Origin of the sequence: Rhizobium sp. SEMIA 4085 (genome assembly GCF_013004495.1) — a bacterium.
GTDB classification, from domain to species: domain Bacteria; phylum Pseudomonadota; class Alphaproteobacteria; order Rhizobiales; family Rhizobiaceae; genus Rhizobium; species Rhizobium gallicum.
The window spans coordinates 1-3,097 of sequence record NZ_JABEPH010000520.1; the positions used below are offsets into that span (position 1 = coordinate 1).

Genomic DNA, 3,097 nt, shown 5'->3' on the forward strand with positions numbered 1-3,097 from the left:
GGTGCGGTGCGCCCGGGCGGGGGCGGGGGGTGTTAGGAGGGGGAGGGGGGGGAGGACCCGGTCGGCAACGGCAAACGCCGCCCAGACCGCCGCAAGAAGCGCGATGAGGACAAACCCGATATAGAGAACCGCGAACGCGATCGGCAGGGGGGCGCGCCCCGCCTCCATCGAGCGGTATTCCGTCGCGTTTTCCTCCATCATGCGCATTGCGCCCATGACCTTCGGATCGACGGCGCGCACGGTGTAGAGGAACGCGCTTGGAATCTGCTCGAGTTTGATGATGGCGCCGACAAGGTTGGTTACGCCCGGCGGAATGAGCGTCGGCTGGCCAGCGGCGGCTTTCTGCAGGGCATCCTGCGGGATCGCTGGTAACGGCTTCTCGGTCTTGATGTCCGCCTGAACGATGACAGTGCCGTCGCTTTCAACTAGGAATGCGCCGAGCAGCCCGCGGCCCCGCGCCTGACGCGTCATCAACTCCCCGAAGCCCGTGCGGTCGAGGTTGTAAAGCTCCCGGTTGCGTTCCAGATCGTTCGCCATGGAGATGGTCTGGCCCTGCAGATAGCTGGCGTTCTCCATCATGTAGGCCTGGCCGATATTGCGCGATGAACTGACGATGGATTGCGTGCGCAGCGCGAACCACCGGTCGAGCCCCGCATTCAGCGTGATACTTGCAAAGATCGCCACCAGGATCGCCGGCGTGATGGCGACGATCGAGAACAGGACGACGATCCGGATGTGCAAACGGGCAGCGGCGCGGCCGCGGGTGCGCGCTTTGAGCAACCGCGCAACTTCGCGTCCGATCAGCGCTATCAGTGCAAGCACGAAGAAGGAATTCACCACGACCGAAGTGATGACGACGCGGGTCGTCGGGTCGATCGGTGTCACACCCAGCAGGATGAAGAGCGTCAGCGTCGCGCAGAGCAATGCGCCGCCGGCCAGGACAAGACCCGGCAGCGCAAACAGCGCCCGGCGATCGGTAACGGTCGAGACCGCATCGCTATCTGCCGCAGGCGGTGCCGCATCCTGCTTCATCAAGTCATCACTCCAAGCGGCAGAAGCCGGTATGTCACGGTTCATCGACCGGATATGATCGCCATGCATGCAAAGCCCCCGGCGTCTCAGCCTTCTGCTGAAACGGCGCCGGACAGCCTGAAACATGAGCTTCAGCAGCCTCGATGCGATGGCGAAGTCCAAACCCTATGCGTGACCTTTAAGCAACGCATTGTGGCGAAAATGCAACGCGGCCTGCAGCCTTGTCAAGCTGTTCGAGAGCTTCTGTAAACGGAAACGCCGAGTTCGCGTATCTTTTTGCGCAGCGTATTGCGGTTGAGTCCGAGCAAATCCGCCGCTTTGATCTGGTTGCCCCGCGTGGCTGTCAAGGCGGCGAGGATCAGCGGATATTCCAGTTCTGTCAGCACCCGGTCGTAAAGGCCCGGAGGTGGCAGGTTATCGCCGAAACTTGCGAAATAAGTCCGCATGTTTTCTTCCACTGCCTGGGCAATCGTCATTGATCCCGCACGGATCGGCCCCTTGTCGATCGGGCTGTCCGGCACGTCGGAACGAAGTTCGGCTTCGATTATCTCGCGCGTGATCACGTCCTGTGGATAAAGTGCCACCAAGCGGCGGATGAGATTTTCCAACTCGCGCACATTGCCCGGCCAGGCGTAGGCCTTCATCAGCTCGATAGCTTCCTGGTCAAACCGCTTGGTACCGAGCCCTTCCTTTTCGGCCTGCTGGATGAAGTGCCGAACCAGGTCCGGAATATCCTCGGCGCGGTCGCGCAATGGCGGAAGCCTTAGCGGGACGACGTTCAAGCGGTAATAGAGGTCCTCGCGGAAGAGCCCCTGGTTGATCGCCTGCTTCAGATCCTTGTTGGTCGCCGCGACGATGCGGACGTCTGTGCGGATCGGCGTACGCCCGCCGACAGTCGTATATTCGCCCTGCTGCAGGACGCGCAAAAGACGCGTTTGTGCGTCCATCGGCATATCGCCGATTTCATCGAGGAAGAGCGTGCCGCCTTCGGCCTGTTCGAAGCGGCCGGTGGAACGGGTCTGCGCCCCGGTAAAGGCACCCTTTTCGTGGCCGAAGAGCTCGGATTCGATGAGGTCACGAGGGATGGCCGCCATGTTGATCGCTACAAACGGTCCGTTGCGGCGCTTGCCGTAATCGTGCAACGCGCGGGCCACAAGCTCCTTGCCGGTACCGGATTCACCCGTGATCATCAGAGTCAGGTCGGTCTGCATCAGCCGGGCGAGGACGCGATAGATTTCCTGCATGGCCGCGGAACGGCCGACAAGCGGCATGCCGTCCTGCATGTCTTCGTCGAGCTTGGCTGGCTTCTTTTTCGGTTCCGCCAGCGCGCGACCGATAATGCCGATGAGTTCCGTCAGGTCGAAGGGCTTTGGAAGATAGTCGTAGGCGCCCTTCTCAGAGGCTTTGATGGCCGTCATAAATGTATTCTGCGCGCTCATAACGAGCACCGGCAGCTCGGGACGAGCCTTCTTGATTCTCGGCAGCAGATCGAAGGCATTCTCGTCCGGCATCACCACGTCAGTCACGACCAGATCGCCCTCGCCAGCCGAAACCCAGCGCCAGAGCGTGGCGGCATTGGAGGTGATGCGAACATCATAACCTGCACGGCTGAGCGCCTGGTTTAGCACGGTACGGATGGCCGCGTCATCATCCGCGACGAGGATCGTTGCTGTCATCGAGAAGTTCCTGTTGGGTTTGCAATTGCCGCATCATCGGCCGAAGCATCCTTCGAAGCCGGCATAAGGACGCGGAACGTCGTCTTGTTGTTCTGGCTGTCGCATTCGATGATTCCGCCGTGATCGCCGATGATCTTGGCGACCAGTGCAAGGCCGAGGCCGCTGCCGTTCGTCTTCGTGGTGATGAACGGATCGAAGAGATGCGGCAACAAGTCGGACGGCACGCCGGGACCGTTGTCGTGCACGCAGAACTCCAGCGGCAGCGAGATTTTTTCGCGCGTTCCGGCGACAGAAAGGCGGATGCCGGGGCGATAGGCCGTCGTCAGCATGATCTCGCCATCCTGCCGGTCTCCGACTGCTTCGGCTGCATTCTGCACGAGGTTGAGGAA

At 61.2% G+C, this 3,097-nt stretch carries 2 protein-coding genes and 1 pseudogene; all 3 read right to left on the bottom strand.

The features are described 5' to 3' along the window. A pseudogene (locus C9413_RS30250) lies at window positions 1–1,032 on the bottom strand (PAS domain-containing sensor histidine kinase); the annotation flags it as partial. Between the two features lie 224 nt (window positions 1,033–1,256). Next, on the bottom strand, window positions 1,257–2,708 hold the full coding sequence (gene ntrC, locus C9413_RS30255) for a nitrogen regulation protein NR(I) (RefSeq protein ID WP_039844829.1): 1,452 nt from the start codon (window positions 2,706–2,708) through the stop codon (window positions 1,257–1,259). After that, a partial coding sequence (locus C9413_RS30260; protein ID WP_246703893.1) for an ATP-binding protein occupies window positions 2,705–3,097 on the bottom strand: 393 nt, incomplete at its 5' end. The genes ntrC and C9413_RS30260, both read right to left, overlap by 4 nt.